Source organism: Halostagnicola bangensis, assembly GCF_054653435.1.
Genome location: NZ_BAAIGG010000002.1, coordinates 354,929 through 377,259, shown reverse-complemented (window position 1 = coordinate 377,259; position 22,331 = coordinate 354,929). Strand labels below are relative to the sequence as shown.

General features: G+C 59.6%; 24 protein-coding genes, 1 tRNA gene and 1 other RNA gene. 14 read left to right on the top strand and 12 right to left on the bottom strand.

What is annotated here, in order from left to right; genetic code table 11:
- Positions 1 to 52: 52 nt before the first annotated feature.
- Entirely contained in the window at positions 53 to 1,033 is a 981-nt protein-coding gene (locus tag ACYQ14_RS03500) for a PLP-dependent cysteine synthase family protein (RefSeq protein ID WP_459884861.1), read from the bottom strand.
- Positions 1,034 to 1,110: 77 nt separating this feature from the next.
- Positions 1,111 to 1,455, bottom strand: a complete 345-nt coding sequence (locus ACYQ14_RS03495; protein ID WP_459884859.1) for a DUF5798 family protein — start codon at positions 1,453 to 1,455, stop codon at positions 1,111 to 1,113.
- A 231-nt stretch (positions 1,456 to 1,686) separates the two neighbouring features.
- Here ACYQ14_RS03495 and ACYQ14_RS03490 point away from each other — a divergent pair, with 231 nt between their 5' ends.
- From ACYQ14_RS03490 to ACYQ14_RS03475, 4 genes are all read left to right on the top strand, one after another.
- Complete coding sequence (locus ACYQ14_RS03490; protein ID WP_459884857.1) at positions 1,687 to 3,315, top strand: NAD-binding protein; 1,629 nt, start codon at positions 1,687 to 1,689, stop codon at positions 3,313 to 3,315.
- A gap of 168 nt (positions 3,316 to 3,483) precedes the next feature.
- Positions 3,484 to 4,182: a DUF2270 domain-containing protein gene (locus ACYQ14_RS03485; RefSeq protein ID WP_459884855.1), complete on the top strand. Its 699-nt coding sequence runs from the start codon at positions 3,484 to 3,486 to the stop codon at positions 4,180 to 4,182.
- 65 nt (positions 4,183 to 4,247) lie between these two features.
- An RNA gene (ffs, locus tag ACYQ14_RS03480) (signal recognition particle sRNA) lies at positions 4,248 to 4,559 on the top strand.
- A gap of 421 nt (positions 4,560 to 4,980) precedes the next feature.
- A complete protein-coding gene (locus ACYQ14_RS03475) occupies positions 4,981 to 5,295 on the top strand; it encodes a HalOD1 output domain-containing protein (protein WP_459884853.1) in 315 nt (104 codons plus the stop codon).
- A gap of 62 nt (positions 5,296 to 5,357) precedes the next feature.
- Here the strand turns inward: ACYQ14_RS03475 and ACYQ14_RS03470 are convergent, their stop codons facing one another.
- The 3 genes from ACYQ14_RS03470 to ACYQ14_RS03460 all read right to left on the bottom strand — a co-directional run bounded on the left by ACYQ14_RS03470 (position 5,358) and on the right by ACYQ14_RS03460 (position 8,221).
- A complete protein-coding gene (locus ACYQ14_RS03470; protein WP_459884851.1) occupies positions 5,358 to 5,618 on the bottom strand; it encodes an ArsR family transcriptional regulator in 261 nt (86 codons plus the stop codon).
- A gap of 972 nt (positions 5,619 to 6,590) precedes the next feature.
- A complete protein-coding gene (gene fen, locus ACYQ14_RS03465; protein ID WP_459884849.1) occupies positions 6,591 to 7,568 on the bottom strand; it encodes a flap endonuclease-1 in 978 nt (325 codons plus the stop codon).
- 89 nt (positions 7,569 to 7,657) lie between these two features.
- Positions 7,658 to 8,221 carry a GNAT family N-acetyltransferase gene (locus ACYQ14_RS03460; protein WP_459884847.1) on the bottom strand — a complete coding sequence of 188 codons (564 nt, stop codon included), beginning with the start codon at positions 8,219 to 8,221 and terminating at the stop codon, positions 7,658 to 7,660.
- 129 nt (positions 8,222 to 8,350) lie between these two features.
- Here ACYQ14_RS03460 and ACYQ14_RS03455 point away from each other — a divergent pair, with 129 nt between their 5' ends.
- From ACYQ14_RS03455 to ACYQ14_RS03445, 3 genes are all read left to right on the top strand, one after another.
- Positions 8,351 to 8,902, top strand: a complete 552-nt coding sequence (locus tag ACYQ14_RS03455) for a hypothetical protein (protein ID WP_459884845.1) — start codon at positions 8,351 to 8,353, stop codon at positions 8,900 to 8,902.
- Between the two features lie 123 nt (positions 8,903 to 9,025).
- Positions 9,026 to 9,394, top strand: coding sequence for a DUF7344 domain-containing protein (locus ACYQ14_RS03450; RefSeq protein ID WP_459884843.1), 369 nt, complete (start codon positions 9,026 to 9,028; stop codon positions 9,392 to 9,394).
- A gap of 61 nt (positions 9,395 to 9,455) precedes the next feature.
- The gene (locus tag ACYQ14_RS03445) at positions 9,456 to 10,169 is read left to right on the top strand and encodes a DICT sensory domain-containing protein (RefSeq protein ID WP_459884841.1); all 714 of its coding nucleotides are present in this window, start codon (positions 9,456 to 9,458) and stop codon (positions 10,167 to 10,169) included.
- A 56-nt stretch (positions 10,170 to 10,225) separates the two neighbouring features.
- On the opposite strand, the gene ACYQ14_RS03440 is transcribed toward ACYQ14_RS03445, so the two are convergent.
- From ACYQ14_RS03440 to ACYQ14_RS03430, 3 genes are all read right to left on the bottom strand, one after another.
- Entirely contained in the window at positions 10,226 to 10,696 is a 471-nt protein-coding gene (locus ACYQ14_RS03440) for a response regulator (protein WP_459884839.1), read from the bottom strand.
- A gap of 218 nt (positions 10,697 to 10,914) precedes the next feature.
- Positions 10,915 to 10,985 (bottom strand) — tRNA-Gly (locus ACYQ14_RS03435).
- A 66-nt stretch (positions 10,986 to 11,051) separates the two neighbouring features.
- A complete protein-coding gene (locus tag ACYQ14_RS03430) occupies positions 11,052 to 11,687 on the bottom strand; it encodes a class I SAM-dependent methyltransferase (RefSeq protein WP_459884837.1) in 636 nt (211 codons plus the stop codon).
- Between the two features lie 201 nt (positions 11,688 to 11,888).
- On the opposite strand from ACYQ14_RS03430, the gene ACYQ14_RS03425 reads away from it, so the two are divergent.
- The 4 genes from ACYQ14_RS03425 (at position 11,889) to ACYQ14_RS03410 (ending at position 16,789) form a co-directional block, all read left to right on the top strand.
- The gene (locus tag ACYQ14_RS03425; RefSeq protein WP_459884835.1) at positions 11,889 to 12,365 is read left to right on the top strand and encodes a DUF5793 family protein; all 477 of its coding nucleotides are present in this window, start codon (positions 11,889 to 11,891) and stop codon (positions 12,363 to 12,365) included.
- A 132-nt stretch (positions 12,366 to 12,497) separates the two neighbouring features.
- Positions 12,498 to 13,667, top strand: coding sequence for an ABC transporter ATP-binding protein (locus tag ACYQ14_RS03420; RefSeq protein WP_459884833.1), 1,170 nt, complete (start codon positions 12,498 to 12,500; stop codon positions 13,665 to 13,667).
- 235 nt (positions 13,668 to 13,902) lie between these two features.
- Entirely contained in the window at positions 13,903 to 14,181 is a 279-nt protein-coding gene (locus ACYQ14_RS03415) for a UPF0058 family protein (RefSeq protein WP_283834040.1), read from the top strand.
- Between the two features lie 37 nt (positions 14,182 to 14,218).
- Positions 14,219 to 16,789 (top strand): DUF7527 domain-containing protein, encoded by a 2,571-nt coding sequence (locus tag ACYQ14_RS03410; RefSeq protein ID WP_459884831.1) that lies wholly within the window; start codon positions 14,219 to 14,221, stop codon positions 16,787 to 16,789.
- Positions 16,790 to 16,807: 18 nt separating this feature from the next.
- Here the strand turns inward: ACYQ14_RS03410 and ACYQ14_RS03405 are convergent, their stop codons facing one another.
- Positions 16,808 to 17,113, bottom strand: coding sequence for a hypothetical protein (locus ACYQ14_RS03405; protein WP_283834038.1), 306 nt, complete (start codon positions 17,111 to 17,113; stop codon positions 16,808 to 16,810).
- Positions 17,114 to 17,461: 348 nt separating this feature from the next.
- Here ACYQ14_RS03405 and ACYQ14_RS03400 point away from each other — a divergent pair, with 348 nt between their 5' ends.
- Complete coding sequence (locus ACYQ14_RS03400) at positions 17,462 to 18,826, top strand: adenylosuccinate synthase (RefSeq protein ID WP_459884829.1); 1,365 nt, start codon at positions 17,462 to 17,464, stop codon at positions 18,824 to 18,826.
- 45 nt (positions 18,827 to 18,871) lie between these two features.
- Here ACYQ14_RS03400 and ACYQ14_RS03395 read toward each other — a convergent pair whose 3' ends face one another.
- The gene (locus tag ACYQ14_RS03395; RefSeq protein ID WP_459884827.1) at positions 18,872 to 19,297 is read right to left on the bottom strand and encodes a VOC family protein; all 426 of its coding nucleotides are present in this window, start codon (positions 19,295 to 19,297) and stop codon (positions 18,872 to 18,874) included.
- Positions 19,298 to 19,508: 211 nt separating this feature from the next.
- On the opposite strand from ACYQ14_RS03395, the gene ACYQ14_RS03390 reads away from it, so the two are divergent.
- Both ACYQ14_RS03390 and ACYQ14_RS03385 read left to right on the top strand, forming a co-directional pair.
- Complete coding sequence (locus tag ACYQ14_RS03390) at positions 19,509 to 19,703, top strand: methytransferase partner Trm112 (RefSeq protein WP_283834035.1); 195 nt, start codon at positions 19,509 to 19,511, stop codon at positions 19,701 to 19,703.
- A gap of 12 nt (positions 19,704 to 19,715) precedes the next feature.
- Complete coding sequence (locus ACYQ14_RS03385; protein ID WP_459884825.1) at positions 19,716 to 20,288, top strand: DUF7524 family protein; 573 nt, start codon at positions 19,716 to 19,718, stop codon at positions 20,286 to 20,288.
- On the opposite strand, the gene ACYQ14_RS03380 is transcribed toward ACYQ14_RS03385, so the two are convergent.
- Complete coding sequence (locus ACYQ14_RS03380) at positions 20,282 to 21,403, bottom strand: DR2241 family protein (protein ID WP_459884823.1); 1,122 nt, start codon at positions 21,401 to 21,403, stop codon at positions 20,282 to 20,284. The two genes, ACYQ14_RS03385 and ACYQ14_RS03380, sit on opposite strands and share 7 nt — an antisense overlap.
- Positions 21,404 to 21,406: 3 nt before the next feature.
- Entirely contained in the window at positions 21,407 to 22,288 is an 882-nt protein-coding gene (locus ACYQ14_RS03375; RefSeq protein WP_459884821.1) for a CbiX/SirB N-terminal domain-containing protein, read from the bottom strand.
- Positions 22,289 to 22,331 lie beyond the last annotated feature (43 nt).

Here is a 22,331-nt window from a genome sequence, read left to right as displayed (position 1 = left end):
CCTTCGGATTCGTACGGAGGTTCACTCGCCAAACCTGCATCGAGGACTCCCGTTAGTTCTCCCACTCCTCGAAATCCCGGTAGATTCCCTTCGAGAGGTATCGCTCGCTCGAGTCGGGAAACACCGTGACGACGGAATCGTACGGAACGTCGATTTCGCCGGTGGCGATATCGCGTGCAACGGCTTTCGCGGCGGCGCTCGCCGCACCCGAACTCGAGGCGACGAGATGTCCCTCTTCGCGGGCGAGTCGCCGAAGCTCCTCGTGTGCGTCTCGGTCGGGAACGGCGTGGATGTCGTCGACCAGTTCGGGATCGAAGAGTTCGTTCGTTTCCGTGTTGTGCGTGCCGATCCCTTCAGTTTTGTACTCCCCTTCCTCGCGTTCCTCCTCGATAAATTCGCCGTAGAGGGAGCCTTCGGGTTCGACGGCCGCGACGTAGGTCTCCGGGTTTTGCTCGCGTGCGTACGACGCGATTCCCATCAGCGTCCCCGCGGTGCCACAGCCCGCGACGATCGCACCGACTTCGCCTCCGAGCGCGTCGTAAATTTCCGGCCCCGTCGTCGCGTAGTGGGCCTCGGCGTTCAGCGGGTTCGAGAACTGCTGTGGAACGACCGCGTCGTCGAGTTCGTCTGCGAGTTGGTACGCTCGTTCGATCGCACCGTCCATGCCGTCCTCGGTTGGCGTGTTGATCACCCTCGCACCGAGCGCGTCCATCAGTTGCTGTTTCTCGAGACTGAACCGTTCGGGAACGACGAAGAGAGCGCTCAGTCCGAGTTGCTCGGCCGCGATGGCGAACCCAATTCCCGTGTTGCCCGCGGTGGGTTCGATCACGGTGCCACCCGCCGGAACGTCACCTCGCTCGAGCATCCGTTCGAGCATGTACTGTCCGATGCGGTCTTTGACGCTCGCGCCGGGATTGAACGACTCGAGTTTCGCGTAGATCGGAACGCCGCTGGGGGCGTCGTGAATCCGAACCAGTGGCGTTTCTCCGATCGTCTCGAGCACCGAATCCAACGGTTTCCCGTGGGTCGTCATCGTCTTGGCAAATGTTGCCCCTGTTGTTAGTGTTATCGACAAAAGACGCGCCGGACAAGCGGTGGCGAGTATCGTCGTTACTGCTCGGTTGGCGTTGCGGTTCCTTCGGTTGATTTGCTTCCGGCCGCTTCGGCGCTATTCGCTTCCGATTCGGCTTCTCCGTCCGCAGTCTCTTCTGCCTCGTCGATGGCGGCCTCGGCCAGGATCTCCTCGCCGTCGATCCCCCGTTCGTCGGCGATCGCGAGCAACAATTCCCGCTGTTCGGTCAGTTGATGATCGAGGTTTTTGACGGTATCGTGGGTGTCGTCGACCTCTTCCTCAAGGTGAATAATCCGATTCTGGAGCTGCTGTACCTGTTTGTACATCTGTTCAGCCTTGTCCGACATCATCTGGATCTTCTTTGCAGTGCTTCCGAGTCCCATAGTCGCGTATTTGGGCCCTACCTAGTTGTTCTTTTCCTCTCATATCCCCCGATGACGAAAATCCCAATCAGCTTGCCGAAAACGAACTGCCGATATCGGTTTCTCAAACAGTGCAGAGAAAGTAGCTTGCGCGGCCAAGAACGATTATCGTCGGCGTCGGAGACAGCACTCGAGTCCGATGAATCCGACACAACTTCACGGCGGATGGAACACCAGGCTCGGTGGTCAACCGTGCTCAACTTGAGACGGCGACTCGGCATCTACGTCGGATCGCTTCTCGTGTTTCTGGTCGTCTACACCGTCGCCTACAGCTTGGGAATGGCTTCACTGGAGGGTGAACCCCGTAACTGGGTACAGGCGTTCGAAATCGTCGTTCAGTCGATGACCACCACCGGCTACGGGCAAGACGCGCCCTGGCAGACCCTCGAGATGACGGCGCTGATGATCCTGATTCAAATAACCGGAATCGCGTACATCTTCGTCGCGTTTCCCGTACTCGTCGTCCCGTGGGTCGCGGATCTCATCGAGCCCACACCGCCCCAACAGATCGACGAGGTCGAAGACCACGTCATTATCGTGGGCTACACCGAACTGTATCAGTCCGTGATCGAAGCGCTCGAGTCGAGCGAAACGCCGTACGTAATCGTTGACCCGTCGTCGGACCGAGCCCAGCGACTCCACGAACGCGGCTACACGGTTCTCTATGGCGACCCGTCGTCCGAGGAAACGCTCGACGATGCACGGGTCGACGCCGCAGAGACGGTACTCGTCGATGCGTCGGCGGACGAATACATTCGCGTGGTCCTCGCAGCCAAAGAGCGCGATATCGAAGCGAGCATCCTTGCGCTCGTTACCGACCCCTCTCGCGCTCAGTACCTCCGATACGCCGGTGCAGACGAGGTGTTGTCGCCGAAACATCGTCTCGGAAAGTCACTCGGGGATAAAGTCCGGAACGTGATAGAACTCCCCGAGGACACCTTCGAGCGCGGCGAGGAACTCGAGATAATCGAACTTCCGGTCGGCCCCGACGGTGACCTCTACGGAGAAACGCTCGACGCTTCCCGCCGTCTCGAACGGATCGGGGTAACGGTGCTCGGCGCATGGGTCCGCGGTGATTTCCTCGCGTCGCTGCCGACGGATGTACACGCCGACGAGAATACGACTTTACTCGTCGTCGGCAACAGCGACGACCTCGAGACCGCTGAAGAAATCGTCGGTTCAACCAGCTATCGGTACGACACCGTTCGCGGGCCCGTCGTCATCATCGGTGCCGGTATCGTCGGCAGAACGGCCATGGGAACGTTAGAGCGTGCCGGCGTCGAGACCAGACTCGTCGACGAAGAGGATGGTCCTTTCGTCGATGTCGTCGGTGACGCAACGACCGTAGAGACCCTTACCGAGGCGAATATCAAGGATGCAAAAACCATGCTCGTCGCGCTCGACGATGACGACGATGCGATACTGACGACGCTCGTCGCACGCTCGCTTACCGACCAACTCGAACTCCTCGTCGCGAGCGACCGGGAAGAGAGCGTGAGCCGACTCCAAACGGCTGGCGCCGACGACGTCCTTAGCCTTCCGAACGTTGCCGGACGAATGATCACGCTTCGAGTGTTCGATCGGGAAATTATGACGCTCGGTGAGCGAGTAACGCTGACGCGGATCGAGACGTCGACGCTCGAGACCGACGAACTCGAGCAACTCGATCCCGAAGCGTTCCGCGCTCGGACCAACTGTTCGATTGTCGCACTCGAAGACGAGGGAGAGCTCGTCACGCACATCGAAGACCGGTCGCTCGAGCGGATCGACGCCCTCGTTATTGCCGGTACGGAAACTGCCGTCGCCGACTTTCTCGAGTAGGATACCACGACGGAGCCGCCCGATCGAGATAGTGTTCACGTGGGACTCGAGGAGACGGATTCAATCTGGTTGGGTCGCCAGCCCTCGCCCGCTGTGGTCTGGTCGCTTCACAGTCCGAAATTCCGACCCATGGAAAGCAATTCGTTCGTAGAACCCCTATTAGTCGGCATGAGCGACGGAACGACTGACTTCGACCCCGAGGACCGTTCGGAGAAAGAGATCGGTCGCGAGATGATCGATCAGAGCACCGGTCTCGGTTCCGTCGCGGCGCACCTGTATCGCGGAGAGATGGAACGAACCGTCGGATGGCGCGATCGGCTGGATACGACCACTAATTGGGCGGTTACGGTAATGAGCGCGATCGTCGCATACTCGTTCTCCGGCGAGGTATCCCACGCGGTGATTCTCGCGGGGCTCATCATGGGGACTATTTTTCTCTTTATCGAGGCGCGACGATTTTGTGACTACGATATCTGGCGCTCGAGAGTCCGGACACTCCAGGAAAATCTCTTCGCGAACGCATTGGACCCGTCACAGGGCGTCGAAACCGACGCTTGGCGCGCCGAGTTGAGTCGAGATTATCGGGATCCGGTAGCGAAGATCAGTTATCGCGGTGCCCTCAGCCATCGCCTGCGCCGAGTCTACCTTCCGCTGATCTCAGCAATGTTGCTGGGGTGGGTGTTTCACCTCTGGGCGTTCAATCCGGACGATACGTTCGTCGAGAGCGCCTCGCTCCCCGGTATCGAGGGGACGGTCGTCGTCAGTGCAGTCGGACTCTACTACGCGGCGTTGCTCGTGTTCGCGATCCCGCTGTCGTCGAAAGAACGCGGCGAGTCCGGCAAAGCGGATCACGGCGAGCTCGAGTGACCGAGAGCGAAACCGTCTTCGAACGGACGGAGCGAAAGGCCCTTAAGCCAATGGCAACTAGAAAGAAGTGGACTAGGTCGGGCAGTTAGGCCCTGCTCGTTACCCGCACTATGGTCTTTAGCGGGGGCCGATCCCCGTGGGCGTCCGGTCAGACCGACCGGGGCCCCGGGAGCCAACAGAGAAGCCTCGTCCGTCGGGGACAGCGGGCCACGATGGCCGTCCGCAGGGACGTCCCATCGTGGCTAATCGGCGACAGCCCATCAGGCGCGGAAGCGAGCAGTGGACCGCCGGACACCTGTCGCTCGACGGGTCGCGGGGTGGAGGAGGCAACTGGGATTCCCCCGGTCGGAACGCCGGGCAACCACGGGTGTCCACACTCATATCTTCATTCGTCACACTCACAGTTTCGAGCGGTGGCGCTGTTTTTCCTTGAATCCGGCCAACTGCGTTCTCCCTCATCGGGCGGAGTCACAACGAACCACCTCGAGCCTGCCGGGCCTCCTTTGGGTCCGGACTTCACCGGCACCCCCGATTGACATCCTCCCCGCGCTGAAGCGCGAGGCTTTTTCCCCGATTTTTCGTAAAACCGCCGCACGAGGACGGGACACACGCAAAATCGGCAGACGGAGCGGCGTAAGACAATTTCGGGAGACGCGATTCACCCAACGGTACCCCCTACCGAATTAATTTCGTCGTACAAAATCCCGTAATTTGTCTGACAGGGATTTATACTATTCCCCGGTATAGACTGTGATCCCTATCAGTGTCCAAGACGGTCAACTGAAGGGGAACGAACGCATGACTGCATCAAGAGAGCACACTCCGATAGACGCATCAACGCCGGGAGCGGGAATGACGTTCTTCCAGTACGACTGGGATGAACACGATTCGCTCGCAGTCGAAATCGTGACGATGGTCGCCGAGATATCCGACGAGCCACCCGAAGCACTCGAGTCGATCCACAACGTGGTGGATTCAGACAGTCTCGAGACGATTTTCGAACCGCGGTCGGCACAATCCCGCCGCGATAACAACCACATCTGGTTCGCCTATGAGGGATTCGGGATCACCATCTACGGAAACGGGTTCGTGATCATCCGGCGGTTGAACTGATACACGTGAGCCGATCAGGTCCGGCGGCCCATCACAGGAGACCCCATAGCCGCTGTTCGTCCTCATTGAGGGTTGCTCCGGTCCAATGCGCTCGCATCGAGTTCGCCCTCGAGATACGCTACTCCCCGCGCAGAAACCAAATATCTGAATCCGTCGTTTTCGAGCAACCCCGCGTCGACGAGTATCTCGAGACGCTTCTGGAGATACGCAGCGCGCAGGTCGAGCGCCGCGCTTCGTTCGGCCAATTCGGAGCGAAGTTGGCGCGGTCGACGAGCGCCGTGTCGAGCGAGATGCTCAAGTATCCGGTCGTCGTTTTTCGACATCCAAGACGCATGCGTTCGCAACGGTCCCGTCATCGTGTGACGAGTCGTTTGTCGGTCATCGGTTCGTTCACAACTGGTTGGGCGTGTTCGTCGCATAGTTTCACTGCAGTGTCCGTCTTTTCGAGTGAGACGGACGAGACGGCTTTGTTACCCCTTTTTTCGAGCGACGGCATCCATCGCGGGAGGGAAAAATGTCCGTCACGTTCGCAAAAGGCACATTGACGTGGCTCGTTTTGAGACACGTAGGAGAGACACTCCCCGTAGTGTTCTTTCTCGCAGTTCATACACAACCCCCCGATCTCGGCCCCACTGTACAGTTCGGCGACCAGTCGATTGTATCCAGCATCGTTTCCGCAGCGTACACAGTTCATGATTTGATCCATTGAAACGTGGTAGAGATGGACGAGTAAGAACGGATTTCGTATAAATGTCTTCACCATAATGAAACTGGACGTTAGTGATTGATTTTTGACTATGGAGGAATTCGGGTCGAATTTATTCACGTCATCCAGTACCATCCGTCGTTTCAGATGGATCAAGTCCGCTATCCGAGACGTTCGCTTTATCACTGTCGCAGACTATTCAGCACCAAGTCCGTATTAACCTGCTTCACTCATGCGGTTTTCCGCATCACTTCCACGTGAAATTGATGTTTGACACGGAACCGGTGGTTCGTTTGAGATAATTCGACCCCCGTTCAGTTCAACTGTAGTTAATTAATCATATCGGCTACAGCAATTCCCATATCATATGTATCCTGGCATATTGGTAAAACGCATTTTTTTCATACATTTGAACAGTCGGTAGTCGAAGGAACTGTCTCTCAGGGACACCGATCAAAAAGTAGTTCACGCACAACAAACCGTCGTCGCAGCTCCCCGATTATCGACCCACCAATTCGGCCAACGGCTGCTATTACGTCCAGCGGCCGCTATCACGTTCTGCAAGTACCCTCACGTTCCGCAAGCACTCTTATGTCCAGCGGTCGAGCCCCGACTGCACGGCGCTTTCTTCGATTCGTTCGAAACCGCGCTCGACTTCGTCCGCATCCACCCCCCATTCATCGACGACGTACGCTCGAGCGGCCTCGATGTCTGGCTCGAGACTCGTCTCGAACTCGTAGTCGTCGGTGACGTTCGGTTCTCGGAACAGCTGGCGGACCCGGTCGCCGTACTCGACGCTCTCGCCGCGCGCTTCGAGGACGCTCCACATGTCGCCGTGCTCGGTGATCGCTTTGAGCGCCGTCTTCGGGCCGATCCCGCGAACCCCTTCGTTGAAGTCCGTCCCGATGAGAATCGCGGCGTCGATGAGTTGCTCGAGGGTCAGGTCGTGATGTGCGAGCGTCGCATCGAGGTCCATCAGTTCGGGGTCGCCCTTGCTTGTCAGTTGACGGAGCGTCAGGGGCGACCCGAACAGCAACGCGTCGTAATCCTCTGAGCCGACGTAGTCGGCGTCGCCGCGACGAACCATGTGTGCCGCCTGTGCTTCCCCTTCTGCAGGCGCTTCGACCACGGGAACGTCCAGACGCTCGAAGAGTTCGCGGCTCGTCTCCTGTATCGTCTCCGTGAGCCGCTGGGTGCGCGACTCGAGTTGTGCGATAGCAACCTGATCGCCTTCTTCGCGCGCGACTTCCAGTTGTTCCTCGTAGGTCTGGCGCTGCTCCCGTCGGGATTCGATCTCGTCCGATTTGAGTTCCGAGGGTCCGCCGTCGAAGACCATCACGGGGACGATATCGTTCTCGAAAAACTTCGGAACGCCCTGAACGATGCCGAGCAAGTTCGCGACCTCCGTCCCGTCTGCCGTCGTGTACTTCCCGCTCGAGGTCCACTTAACCGTCGTCGTCAGGTACCGGTACAACCAGTTGTGCGCGTCGACCGCGACGACTCCTTCGATATCCTCGAAGGGAACGTCGTCGATGACAGCGATATCCCGTAATGCTGCGTTTCCCATTACTCTTGTATTGGGGTCCCGGGGTTTGAATCGTTGTGTTTCCCCATAGCGGAGCACCCTCTGCGTTGGCGTTCACTGGACGGAAGCTCTCACTCGAGTCGGTCGTCCAGAAACGACTCCTCCTTTGAGGACAGCTCGCGCTCTCGAAACAGATCGAGTCCGTCATGATAGTCCGCCGTTTCTTGATAGGGATAAGCGATTGTTTCTGAACTGTCGTCCACTTTGCCCCCGCCAGTCCCCCCTTCAGCGCTGTACTCGAGGACGAGTTCTGCCAACCCCGTTGTCTCGCCGGTAAACCGAAACCCGGTGCGATAGAGCGCTTCATACGCGAAGGGATTGTTGACCGCGATACGCACTCGATCGTATCCGCGTTCGATCGCCCTATCGCGAACGAATCCGAGCAACCTCGGGCCGATCCCTCCTCCCCGTCGCGACTTCGCGACAGTAACGTAACGAATCCAGAGCGTGTCTGCGTCGGTCCTGTCCTCGTTGAACGATGCTGCTGCGAGCACATCGTCTCCCTCGTCGTTGCTCGCTCTGGCAACTGCCTTGCCCGTATTCGTCATGACGAACTTCCCGGCGTAGCTAAACCGCCTATAATCCAACCGGATCTTCGGCCCGTCCGGCGGCCAGCCCAGTAGCTCGAGTTCCACGGTAGCCCCGACTCGTTTGTGGAGCCACAAAGGTCCTCGTTTCGTCCGATGGATCGGCACCTGGACCGTTCTCGAGGAACTGATGCCGGACGAACGCTTTTGGGGCAGTTCGTGGTAGGGTCCGACAGTATGAGCGCTGAGTCTGAAGAGACGTCCACGTACGGAATCGAGAGTCGCCTCGGCTGGCCAATCGGCGGTGCGATCGCCGGCGCGATCGGCGCGGCCACCCTCGGCCTCGTTATGTGGTTGTTCGACCCGGGTATTCTGCAGGTCGCGATCCCCGCCTTTTACGGTCTCGAGGCGGGCGGCGTCGTCGGCTGGGCGATTCACATCGCTCACGGTGCCGTCCTGGGACTGCTGTTCGGATTTATCGTCACCAGGGAGATGGTCCTCGGAATTATTCGGACGAACCCCGAAACGGAAGCCCTCTCGGAAATTGGCATCATGCTTCGAGTTGTCGGTGCTGGATTCGCGTTCGGGTTGGCGGTCTGGGCGATCCTTCCGTTGATCGTGTTGCCAACCCTGGCCGGTCAAGTCGGTGGTGAGGCCGCTGCCGAGTTCCCGGGAACTGCCGTCGAAAGCCTCGCCGGTCACGCGCTGTTCGGACTCGTCCTCGGTGCCGTCTTCGCCATCATGATCGACGTGTATCAACAACCCTCGGATTCGCCCCTCGAGGAATAACGAAGCTGTTTGAGTGTTTGTCAAATCGCGAATGGATCGTTGTTCCAATTGCTCGAAAAGACGTCCCTTCTGCAAGCCAAAGAGTGACTTGATCGGATATTCTACATTAGATAGTGGCGACCGATGATCAACAACTCACAGCACTCCGACCGAGAAGCTGTTGATCCCGGCGCGATCGATAGCGTTTTCGATATCCTTCAGGAACGTGATCGTCGGTACGCACTTTACTTTCTCCTCGAGCACGACCGTGTCACGGTCCAAGATATTGCAAACGTCGTTACCGGGTGGGTGAACGCGAATTCGTCCGAGATGGCGGACAAAGACGATCGGGATGCCGTTGCCACCGACCTTCGACACCGTCACCTTCCGGTGCTGATCGAATCGAGTCTCGTCGACTACGATCGGTCGACGGAATCGGTCTCGCTCGCGCCGTGTCCGGAGCCGATTCGAGCGATTATCGAACGCGCCTGTAGCGAAGAAACCGGGTCCTGAGCATGGCACAGCCCGAACCAGCACACGTTCCGAAAACCCCAGACCGAACCACTCGAGATCGATGAAACTTGCAGACTTTCTCGAGCGCGTCGAAGAGACCAACCGATCGATCGAAATCTACGCGCCGCAGCCACAAATGGAACTCGTCGACCAGTTCGAACACCGAAACATCACCACCGAGTATCGGTCGCTTCCGGACGCCAGCGACGACGGGTTCCTCATCGTTCACGAAAACGGAACGTTCCGCGCATCGATCGGGCTGTCCGCCGTTCGCGAGTTCCTTGATCCACCGATCCCCGAACCGTGGAACGATCACTTCGTCGGAGCCGAGTACAGTCGCTTGCTCGAGATTCTCGAGAACACGCTCACGCACCCGCTCAGCAGGCGGCAATTGCTCGCGACCGCGCGAGATATCGAACACCGCGCCTGGCACATCGGGACCGGCACCCTTCGGGCTGGCTTCCAGCAGTTCTCCGCGTTCGACCACCAACTCTCAGTCTACGATCGACTCGGACGTGAAACGGACCTCGAGATTCACGTGTACGGACAGTCCGACTGGACCGCTCCGATCGCGCTGGCACCGACGGTCCACATCGAGACTGCCGAGGAAATCGGCGAGTTCTGGTTTCTCGTTTACGACGGTGGCGACGACCCCCGCGGCTCGTACGCGTTGCTCGCCGAAGAGGGCTCATACGGCGAGTTTACCGGCTTTTGGAGTTCGGACGCAATACTGGTCGCGGATCTCGATGCGTACCTTCTCGAGACCTACGGGTGAGTCCTCCCCGCCTCGCCCTCTACACTACGTAGTGAGAAACAGAACTACTCTGGCCATCAGCCACCCGAGTTACCGTTGTTTCGAACAACGGCGAGCCAAAAGTTCTCGACTTCTTGAACGAACTCGATAAAATCTTCGGCTCCGACCGGTTTTCGGATATACTCGTCCGCCTCGAGATCGTGCGACTTCACGATATCCTTCCCGAGTTCTGAACTCGTGAGGACGACGATGGGGATGTCCGTTACTTTTGGTGTGTTCTTTAGTTCCGAGAGAACTTCCATGCCGCTCTTTCCGGGTAACTGTGGCTCGAGTAAGATTATATCCGGCTGTGGCGCCTCTTCGTATTCGCCGCGTTGATTGATGAACGCAAGCGCTTCCTCACCATCGGAGACAGCGTGAATGGAGTTGAATATTTTCCCCTCCTTGAAGTTCTCCTCAAAGAGACGAACATCGCCGTGATTTGGTTCGATAAGTAAGAGGTCTATTATTTCACCGCAATCATCACTCGTTTCGCCAGCCGGAGTCATAGCTATACATGCAATCGAAGTGTGAAAACTTCGCCGCTACATGGCAACGAGTAGTCTATTCCCTCGAATGACTACTGTCGTTCGCTACTAGAATTTGTGGACCGGGATTTGAACCCGACTGCGAGACAGTCGTCCTCACTACGTTCGGACGCTGCGACTCGCGTGATTCAAATCCCTCGGACGATTCCTTCGGCTCACGGATTTGTTCGCCGAAGGAATGCGCGGACCGGGATTTGAACCCGGGCCATGAGCTTGGAAGGCTCAGGTCCTACCACTAGACCATCCGCGCTCTATCAGGCGATTGGAGATACTTCCTTAAGTGCCTTCCTTTTTCGATTGTTCGCTCGAGTGGGGGCTACGACGGCCCGACGGTCGCATAGCAGTTGCCACTCGAGAGTTCGAACTCGAGTATTTCGAGATCGCTGGCCTCGAGCGCAGCTTCGAACCCAGCCGGCGAGTAAATGTGATAGAATCGGTCGACCGTCTCCCCGCCCGGGAGGGTCCATTCGACGGTCGTGTCGAAGGACTCGGTTTCGTCGAACTTGTCGTGGGCGGTCGACCACGTGCTCACCAGCGCTCGAGCGCCGGGTGCGAGCACTCGAGCGAGTTCGTCCAGACTGTTGTGTCGGCTCGTTTCGGTCGGCAGATGCTGGATCGTGGCCACGTAGACCGCGAGATCGATCGTTCCGTTTCGGACGGGGAGTCGGGCGGCATCTCCCTGCAGTAACTCCACGTCGAACTCCCGTTCGTCCGCCCTCGTGCGCGCCGTCTCGAGTAACCCGCCACTTGCGTCGAGGCCGATCACGCGATCAGTTCGATCGGCGAGCAGTTCCGCGTGCCGGCAGTTTCCACAGCCGAGGTCGAGGCCGACGCTCGAGGACGGTACATCTTCGACGAAGGCTTCGACCTCGGGCCAGGCGTACTCGCGCGTCGAAGCGAAGTGATCGGCAATTCGATCGTACGTGGCACGAACCTCGGCGCGATCGCTCATTCGATATCTATCACTCTAACCAGCATGGGCAAAAGACGTTCGAACCGTCGCGGAACGTCGATCTCGAGAGGGTATCACGACGGGCGAATCACTCACGAAAACGTGAATTACCGCGCTCACGTCTGCCGGTTATCGTTCCAGTCCGTTAGACACTGCGTGCGTTACGTTCATACCGTGTGAGGTCCAAGCGATAGACACGGAATGAGGCGCGAGCACTTCACATTAGATGTCAGCAATGTCGACTGGATCGAGACCGATAGCGAGCCGCTGAAGCCGCAGGTATCGATCGAGTTTACCGGCCCGACGACGGATCTTCGCGAGCGCCTGACAGGGCCGACCGGCGATCTTCTCGAGGCGAACGAAACGGATGCGTCGCTTCGGCTCCAGTCGCCGCTCGGGGGGAACGACGAAGCGGCGGCGGTCGTCAGCGTCACGAACAGGGTGACCGGCGAGTTCATCCTCGAACTCAACGAGGATGCGTCCGACGTCCTGAAGTTCATTCAGGCCGCGCGAGGGTACGGTGAACGGACGGCCGACGAGGAGGGTCGCTACGAAGTAGCGATCAGCATCGACGGCGATCCGTTCGTCAGCTACGACAAACGAACGTTCCTCGTCTACGACGACGAGGGGAGTCTCCTACGCCAGCATAGTCTGATCCCGAGCGGCGTCGAGTTGTAACTCGGTTTTCGCACGTTCGACGATTCTGGCCGACGGTTCCTTCGATCACTCCGGTAAAGCGGATGGATCGGTAATTATAAGTGTTTTAGGCACCCCTAAACTAGGTAGATTCCGGTATTTCCGGGGGAGATAATGTCGAACGGACAACTGGTCACAACGACGGGTGAGGAACGTACTCGAGAACCCACGACGACCGAGACGGTCCTCGAACTGGACGGGATCGCAAAGCAATACGCGAGCGAAGAGGTGATAACCGATCTCTCCTTGTCCGTTCGAGACGGGGAAATTTTGACGTTACTCGGCCCCTCTGGCTGCGGAAAAACGACGACGCTCAGGCTTATCGCAGGGCTCGAGAAGCCAAACGACGGAGCGGTTCGATTGAACGGCGAGCCGGTCGCTGGGAACGGGCAGTTCGTTCCGCCGGAGCACCGCGGTGTCGGTGTCGTTTTTCAGGAGTTCGCACTCTTTCCGCATATGACGGCCCGCGAAAACATCGCGTTCGGACTACAAGAGTGGGCCGAGGAAGAACGCGACGCTCGAGTGGCTTCGTTGCTCGAACTCGTCGGACTCGAGTCTCACGGCGACCACCAGCCCGAGGAACTTTCGGGCGGTCAACAACAGCGGATCGCGCTCGCACGCTCGCTCGCACCCGAACCCGAAATGCTGTTACTGGACGAGCCGTTCTCTAACCTCGATGTCGACCTGCGCGTGGAGATGCGTGAGGAGGTACGCCAGATCATCAAGGAAGCCGGCGTCACGGCTGTTTCGGTCACCCACGATCAGGAGGAGGCGCTCTCGATTTCCGATCGGGTGGCGGTGATGAACGACGGCGACATCGAACAGGTCGACACGCCGGAACAGATCTTCCAGCAACCTGAGTCGCGTTTCGTTGCCGGCTTTCTGGGCCACGCGAGCTTTCTCTCCGGAGAAGTCCACGGCGACCACGTCGATACGGCCGTCGGACGAGTGCTTCGGGACAACGTTCACGGCCTCGCCACCCAGTACGACGGAACGGGGATCGATTTGCTCGTCCGACCCGACGACGTAACCGCTTACCCTGCGGCCGAGCCGGAGGCAAATGGAACCGTCGTTTACCGCCGCTATCTCGGTCCGACGGTCCTCTACCGGATCGAACTCGATTCGGGCGAGACCATCGAGTGCATGCACAACCACTCCGATCACATCGACCTCGACGAGCGCGTCGCCGTCCGCGTCACGGCGGAACACGAACTCGCCTGGTTCCCGGCGGGTCAGCGAACGTCAACCGAAGAACAGACCGGCGAACCTCTCCGCGACACCTGATCGAACGCGTCGAAGGACCCAGACTGGCATATTTGTATCGTTATCGCGTATTCCCCCAATCACAGCCGGTCGCGTTCGCTGAACTGCCGTAACCCGCTTTTCCGTAGAGAGCGCCCCAACAGTTCATTTTAGCGTGGGTGATTTTCTGATGTATCCACCCCGATACTCCTTTCGTGACGGTTTTGGGAGCGAATTGCACAAAACTCTTAAATCGAAACCGTTCGTACAGTGGCCCATGCACAAAGACGAACTCCTCGACCTCCACGAAGAACTTGTCGTCATCATGGAGTATTTTTCCCAGCGTGAGAACGTCGACGAGGAGCTTTTCGACCCGTACCGACAACTGGATGTCGATCCGTCCCACGTCCACAAATCGAAAAGCGAACACAAACACGCGGTCTTCGTCCTCGGTAACGCCCTGGCGAGTGCGATGAGCGAAGACGAGTTCTCGAGCGCCGGTCGAATCGGAAAGCGAATGGCGGAGCTCGCCGACGACGCGGAATCGAAAATATAGGCGAAACGTATTTGTTCCGGTTACGGCATGTTGGACTATGGACTCGCGCACGCAAGAGCGCGTTGAACGGTGGGATTCTCGTCCCTTCACTGGCGGTTACAACGAACTTTCAACACTCGCTGATAACGGCTTTTCTGGCGTCGTTACCGCGAGCGAGACGTGGCTGTTTATGCTCAACGGCCGAGTCGTTGGCGTCGTCGATGGCGAGATTGAAGCGTTCGAGCAGGCGTCCGGCACGATTTACGCCGCTCCACACGCTTCGCTTCCACTTCTTTGTTCGATGCACGCACAGGGCGGAGAAACACGGGCGAACTACTACACGAACGAGACGCCGCTCTCCGAAGTCGATCAGACGTTACAGGACGGTTCGTTCACCGGCTATATCGAATTGAGCGAACAAGTGCTGAGCGGCGACTACTACGCCGTCTACTACGGCGGTCGACGGATGGCCGCCGCGTACATCGGAAACGCAGAGCGTCTGCTTACGGGAGACGAGGCGTTCGAGCGCGCCGCCGACGAGGTCGGCATATACGAAGTGGTCGACGCCGAAATCAACGTCACAGATGTCCCGGAGGGCGGTAGTACTCGACCCGCATCGACGACTGACGATCCTCAGGGGAGTTCGGCTCCGCAACCACCGGCCGATTCCGACAGCGCGCCGGTAGCGGAACCGGCGCCGTCTACAACTGACGGTTCAGCGACAACCACCGATGCGGCGGAGACGGGCGCGACGGCGGACGCTTCGAGTTCTGCGAGCACGGAAGCGACTGCCGGCTCGGATCCGGATGAGTGGGCCGACTCGAGCGAAGCAGTCGTTTCGGACGACGCCACTCGGCCGGCGTCCGCATCAGACCTTCGCGAGACGTCCGATCTGACGGATCCATCCGGGACAGAAGGCACCGATTCCCAGCCCGATCAGGAACCTGCCACAGACGCGACCGATCAACCACCGACTGATCGGCCGCAGGTCGATCCCGAGCCAACCGAAACTGACGCCGGACGAACCGACGAATCGGACGGCACCAACGAACCACCGGACCAGCAGTCGTCGCGGAGTTCCTCGTCCGCCGATCAATCGCCCGAGTCCGATTCTGTTCCGGGCGAAGCGAGACGTTCGTCCGATCCCAGCGCGACGCCGGGCGACTCCTCGCCCGAGAGCGAAGCTGATGTGCAAGCTGAAAGCGAACCGGAGCAGTCCGCCCCGGGAACACAACAGACCCAATCAGAATCTGTAACGTACGACGAGGACGAAGAACACGACGAAACGGTATCCGAGTCCGAAGAGGACGGCAAACTCGATGCGCGTCTCAAGCAAGAAGAAAAGTGGCGCGAGACGCGAAGCATTCCATCGATCGACCCCGAGAAGTCCGAGCACGTCGAAGCGATTCGCCGACAATCCGGACAGCGACCGCCCGAGCGCCCACAGGCGGACGGTCCCGCGCGTAGTGAATCGAACGCGTCGGAACCGCGCGACCAATCGGCGACAGAGCCCTCGACGACATCGGAAGCGGCCCAAGACTCGACCACGGCGGTCGAACAGGAAGCACCGAGTCGGTCCAGCACGCGCTCGCCTGTTAGCGAACAAGAGGCCTTCGACTCGGAATCTGACTCGCTCGAGGCGGCCATCGACGAGTACGAACAGCGAATCGAGGCGCTCACCCAGCACGCTCGAAAACTCGAATCTCGGCAGGAGACACTCGAGACGGAGAACGCGAATCTCGAAGCCGAACGCGAACGGCTGCAGGCGGAAAATCAGGAGCTTACTGCGACGGTCCAGCGTCTTCGATCGAAAATCGACGACCTCGAAGCCGAATGCGAACAGTTGCGTAACGCGGAACCGGGTGCTGGCGAGACGACTGGGTTCGGCGGGTCGAATTCGGGACGCCAGCTTTCAGCACACGAGGCGCTTGCGGGGACGAACCTGTTCGTCCGGTACGCGTCGAAAAGCGACTCGACGCTCCAATCGGCTCACGACGGCGACGGTGATCAGGAGTCGGTGGCTTCGAACCTCCAACTCGAACAACACACGTCCTTCGACGCGTCCGACGTGACCGTCGCGGGCCAGCCCTACGAGGAGTTTCTCACCGACACGATCGAGTACAAGTTCGTCGACTGGCTCGTCGAGACGTTGCTGTTTGAAATCCGGGAGACGGGCCACGCCAACGGACTCGCCGATCTCTACGATGCTATCCCGTACGTCGACCGAGCCGAACTCCACGCGACGATTTCACTCGAAGACGACGAGACCGACGACGTTCCGAACGAGGTGACGTTCGATGTCGTCGCGTTCGACAAAATGGGGAACCCGCTGATCGTCGCGAACCTCAACGACTCGCGCGACCCGGCGACCGAACAGATGCTCGCGGAACTCGAGGAGGCGGCGTCCGCCGTCACCGCGAACTACCAAGATCTCGGCGCTGCGATGGTCGTCACCTCGAGTTACTTCGAACCCGGTGCGCTCGAGGTAACCGAACAGGCGACGAGCAGCGGCTTTCTCAGCCGAGGCTCGAAGCTGAGCTACGTTAATCTCTCGCGAAAACAGGGCTATCATCTCGCGCTCGTCGAGTCACGATCGAGCGGCTTCCATATGAACGTTCCAGAACTCTAAGTATGGAGTAGAATTACGTTATCCTTCGATTTCGGTCGCGTCTTCGATCTTCATTCCGTCGAGCTTTTCGACGATTTCGTCCATTTTGCCGTCGAGTTCGTCGACGAACTCGACCGTGCGCTCGGTCTTGATCGCACCCTGGCTCGAGGGTTCGATGAGGTTTTCTTCTTCAAGCACGCGTAGCGAGTAGCGCACTTTGTGGTGTGGGTAGCCCGTTTCGTTCGACATCTTGACGATCCCGATCGGTTCGTTTTCGATAACCATCTTCAGGACCTGTAGATGTCGTTCCAGCATATCGACTTCCTTCTCAAGTCGGTCTATCATGGCATTTGTTAACTTGTCTTTCCGCCTTTTAAAAGTTACTCTCTGAAACCGGACGGAACACTTTCAATTCGATGATGGTTCTTGCGAGTAGTTAACGGTTCGTATTTCGGAACCTGTCTCTGATACATTCACCGGGGCGCAAGCGTATCAATTTGGGTACTGAAAGCGCGTGGCTACCCGAGGGCGCGGGAACCGTGTTCGCGTTCGTCTTCTCGTCGCTGAATGCCTTGAGCTGCTGAACTCACCGTTGAAGCGAGGAGCGTATATCCACGTTCGTGCACAGCTTTTCCGAGATCCCCCGGCAATACCGTAATCTGTTTATCGGCCCGGCAAGAATCCGCCGCTGTTATGACCGTCACAATCGTCGGGTCCCAACTCGGCGACGAAGGCAAGGGCGGAGTCGTCGATATCTACGGCGACGCCGTCGACGTCGTCGCCCGGTATCAGGGTGGCGACAATGCCGGACACACCGTCGTTCACGACGGCACGAAGTACAAACTCTCACTCGTTCCCTCCGGTGCGGTCCGAGGGAAAATCGGCGTTCTCGGGAACGGCTGCGTCGTCAACCCCGAAACGCTATTCGACGAAATCGATACGCTCCGCGAGCGCGGTCTCGACCCGGACGTTCGGGTGGCCGAGCGGGCACACGTGATTCTGCCTTACCACCGCGCACTCGACGGAATCGAGGAGGACGAAAAAGACGACCTCGCGGCCGGGACCACCAAACGCGGAATCGGCCCGACCTACGAGGATAAGGCGGGTCGCCGGGGCGTCCGTATCGGCGACCTCCTCGAACCAGACGTGCTCCGCGAGCGACTCGAGTACGTCGTTCCTCAAAAGAAAGCGCTCGCCGAGGAGGTCTTCGGGAAAGAGACCGGCGAGGCGTTCGACATCGATCAGCTCTTCGAAACCTACCGAGAATACGGCGAGCGACTCGCCAACGAGGGGATGACCGTCGACTGCGGAACCTACCTCCAGAGTCGCATCGACGGCGGAGACAACGTCATGCTCGAGGGAGCACAGGGAACCTCGATCGACATCGACCACGGGATCTATCCATACGTCACCTCCTCGAACCCGACCGCGGGCGGCGCGACGGTCGGCAGCGGTCTCGGCCCGACGGTCGTCGGGCAGGGTGAAGTGATCGGGATCGTCAAAGCGTATCTCTCCCGCGTCGGCACCGGCCCGCTCCCGACGGAGCTGGGCGGTGTCGAGGGACAGACGCCAAACTACGACGGGGCCACCGGAGCGGACAGAGACGCCGAAGAACTGGCGACATACATCCGCGACGAAGGTGGGGAGTACGGAACCGTCACCGGTCGCCCGCGCCGCGTCGGCTGGCTCGACATGCCGATGTTGCGCCACGCGGCGCGCGCGAACGGCTTCACTGGGCTCGCGATAAACCACATCGACGTACTCGCCGGCCTCGAGGAAGTCAAGGTGGGCCACAGTTACGTTCTCGACGGCGAGGAAACGCTGACAATGCCTCCCACGACGGAAGCGTGGGGTCGCTGTGAGGCGACGCTCGAGACGTTCGACGGCTGGTCGAACGTCGACTGGGAGGCCGTCGCGGCCGAGGGCTACGACGCGATTCCGGAAAACGCCCGGGCCTATCTGGAGTATATTGCTGACGAACTCGAGACGCCGATTTACGCCGTCGGCGTCGGCCCGGGGCGAGAAGAGACCGTCATCGTCGAAGACCCGTACGAGTAACGCCTCCGTACGAGTAGGAATGACTTCGGCGGAGCTTTTTCGGACTTACGTCTCGAGAATCTCGACCAGGTTCCCCTCCGGATCGCGAAGGAACATGATCGTCGTTCCGCTGGCGGTGGTTTTCGGTTCGCTCAAGGCCTCTACATCCGCGGGAATCGTCTCCCCGAACGCCTCGAGATCGTCCACCGCGAATCCGACGTGAGTCGCCCCCGGCTGGTTGATCGACTCCGCTCGGCTCGCCCGCGCTTCTGGCTCGTACTCGATGAGTTCGATGCGAACGTCGCCGTCGTCGGACTCGAGGTGTGCGAACGAACCGGCTGCGTCCGACACGTCGACAGCGTCTTCGAAAGCCTTCCCAGAAACGTCGAACGTGTCGACGACCGATAGCCCGAGTACGTCGCTGTAGAACGAACGAACCGTCTCGAGATCGCGAACGGTGATTCCGACGTGATGTGTCGTGTTGACTGTCATAGATAGGGTCAGTAACTCACCCCACAAGAAGGTTCGTCGTACCCGGCGACGATATTCCGCGGATCAAGCGCCGATTCTCGCCCCCAAGGCGACGAGAATCGTGAACGACGTACAGCCGACAGTACGCGGAACTAACGGTGATGGGTGCCGTTTCGAAGGTGTACCGATCGATTTCCCGAAACCTTTTGCTCTCGGCCGATAGCCTTCAACTATGAAGGAGTCGCTGCTTGAGATCCTCTGCTGTCCGCTCGATAAACACGACCTGGAACTCGAGGACGCCGAATACGACGGAGACGAAATCGTGTCCGGTGAACTCGTCTGTTCAGAATGTGGACAACGCTATCCGATCGAAGATGGGATTCCGAACCTCTTGCCGCCAGATATGCGCGAAGAGACGCCAGCCTAGGTGACCGAAACCGTGTCCGGGTCTGTACTCACCCTCGAGATCAACCGCGAGGCGGGAGAGTCTCTCGAGGCGTCTTCGACGATGATCGATACGGAGGGCTCGTTTGGGATCCTCCTTCGCGGTCACAACGTCCCCGCACACGCTCACTGTCGGCTCGAGGGCGAACTCTCTCGTATCGCTTCCCTCGAACAACCGAACTACTACGTGGAACCGGGCGAGGAGAAAGCGGTCCCAGTTTCGGTTCCAGAGATAGACGACCCGATAGCGGGAACGCTCGAGGTTTCGATCGGCTACGGCGCAGAAACCGTCGCGATCGACATCGAAGTCGTTCCCGGTCCGCCGGAAGTCGATGTCGACGACTCTCTCGGCGAGCCACAACGACCTGATCCCGAGCCGTCCGCCCTCGAGGAGTTCTCGAGCGTTAGCGGGTTCGAGCCGGCGACACTCGGGGTTGTCGCACTCGCAATCGTCGCGCTCGCCGTCGCGGCTCTCACTGCCGGCTCGATCGGTGGCCCCATCGCACTCGTCGGCGTTCTCACGGTCGCCGTCGGGGTCGTGGTCGCCGCAGGGCTCTTACTCTACTGACCGGGTTCGCTCGATTCGACGGCGTCCAACGAGCCGTCCTCGAACCGTTTCGCTCGAAGGTAACGCGCCCGGTAGCGGTTGGCTCCCTCGTTAACGTCCGCCTCGCGAACGTCGTCGACTCGCCCCTCTGCGACCGCGTCGATCAGTTCCTCGAGCTGATTGAGTTCGCTGGTCGTCAGCTCGAGCTCGTAGGTTTTCTCCGATTCCGACTCGAGGATCGCCCACTTGCGAGCGGCGGCGATCACCAGCGAGCACGGCTCGCGACAGGGGAATTTCCCGTCTCCGCCGTCGACGTCGAGCTGGTCGCGCTCCTCGTACTGCCACTCGCGCCGTCGAAGACACTGCGAGTCCACACAGCAGGCTTCGGCCATCCACTCGACGGCCTCGCGCGGGAGTTCGTCGATAACGTCGTAGATACCAGTCTGGCGCTCGGCGGTTTCGGTCCAGTGATCAACGTCGAGTGCACCTTCGCGTTCCCGGTGCCAGTTGGCGACCGTTGCCGGATAGAAGAAGTCGACCGCATCGACGAGTTCCGTCCCCGAGAGACCCGTAAAGGCCCAGCCCGAGCGGAGCGTCGGCGCCGTCTTCAGCGGGCGGTACTGGCCGTTCTCGTCGTAAGTCGAAATGTCTCGAGCCTCGCGGGGTTGGTCGTACACTTCGAGTTCCGACAGCGGCGTGTCGGCGTCGTCGACGTGCCAGAGGTCGTAGACGCGCTCGCCGTCAGGTTCGTCGACGTCGAGGAACCGAGCCGTAACTCGGAGTTGGCCCCACGTTCGATCGATTCCATCTCGAAGCGCCTCGTATCGGCCCGGAACCGGAAGGGACGCGTCACTCCCGTCCGCTTCGGTCGGCGCTCGTTCACACCACCGGAGAAACGCCCGTCCGGCCGTCCCGTCGCCGTCGACGGCTTCCTGCCAGTACCGCCAGTTCGTGACGTACTCGTCGACCGCCTCGAGTGCGGTTCGGAATTCGGCCTTCGTTAGCTCGGTACCCGATTCGACTGGCGTCTCGATGACGTAGCCGTCGGGCGTTCGACCGAGTTTGAGTCCGTCGAACTCGAAGCCGTCTTCGCTCGCCGCACGGAGCCGTTCGAACTCGTGGTCTCGAAGTTCCACGACTCAGTCACCCGCGACGTCGGCGTTGGTCGGTCCTGTTTCGTTCCGGTCGTGATCGATCGCCTGTTCGATATCGGCTCCGGCGTCTGCCGCTCGCTCGAGGACGACGTCGGCCATCAGGTCCTCGGTACCGACCGCACCGGTGTACCAGATCCGGTGGCCGTCGACTTCGCCGGGCACGTCCCAGCCGGTTCGATAGTCGTCGGTGAGCCCCATATCCTCGGGAATGTCCTCCTGCGTGTGAAAGCCGTCGGCGATGAACAGCGGAACGACGACAACGTCTTCGCTGTCGAAATAGTCGGTTACGTCGTCGACCTCCGGCTCCTCGTCCATAAACAGCGCCTCGACCTCGTCGAACCGATCCATCTCGCGGATCCGTTCGGTGTGATGCTCGACGGCTTTGGCCGAGTTCTCGTTTCGCTCGGTCCCGTGACCGACCACCGCCAGTCCGAATCCCTCCCCGACCGATGGATCGCCCGTGACGCGTTCGGCTCGACCGACAATCACGTCCGTCATCGCGTCGTGCGTTCCGACCGGACCACAGTAGTGGACGGTCATGTCGACGTCAGTGGCCTCGAGCGTCGCCTGCGAGGCGTCGATCCCGTCCGAGTCCCACAGATCGGGGTCCCACCCCTCGAGGCGAAGCTCTCGAGGAATCACCTGCTCCGTGAAATAGCCCTCGCTGATAAAGAGCGGGACGACGAAGATTTCGTCGGCGTCGATCGTCCGAACGACCTCCCGAAAGTGCGGCTCTTCCTTCCAGAACGTTTCGCGAACGACGTCGAACGCGCCCGTCTCGCGGATCGCATCCGCGTGGGCGTACGTCGGATTCGACGCGTTCGGGTTGAGGTGTGACCCGTGTGCCGCGATGACCAGCGCTTGCATAGCCGTCGGTTAGGAGTCGAACGGGTTATTTACTTCGCTGTCG